Annotated in this window: 1 protein-coding gene; it reads right to left on the reverse strand. The window is 52.5% G+C overall.

The genetic code is table 11. From position 1 onward, the window contains the following. A partial coding sequence (locus tag ACO0LF_RS31670) for a hypothetical protein (RefSeq protein ID WP_423021413.1) occupies positions 1-318 on the reverse strand: 318 nt, incomplete at both ends.

A 318-nucleotide genomic window follows, 5' to 3' on the forward strand; every position in this document is an offset into this window, starting at 1 on the left:
TCTAAATCACGACTGTCCTTGACTTGCTTGGCTGTTGCTTCTGCGCTTTTTTTCTCACGCAGGTCGTTGAGCGCCCAATTTAGCTTTTGTTGATTTGCCAGTGAGTTATCAACGGCAATCGCGGCAGTTGCGGCAGATGCAGCGGTGGATGCGGCAGTGGACAGTTCTGCGGCATCGCTATAGGCTTTGTCGGCTGCAGCTTTACTTGCCGTAGCAGTTTTCAGGCTTTCTTTGGCAGCCGTCAGTTGATTATCTACTTGCGTATAGTCTGCCAGGGCAGTCGACGCCTGTGCCTTGAGATAGGCAAGTGCCGCTGCA

Source organism: Undibacterium sp. Di27W (assembly GCF_049340345.1).
GTDB lineage: Bacteria > Pseudomonadota > Gammaproteobacteria > Burkholderiales > Burkholderiaceae_D > Undibacterium.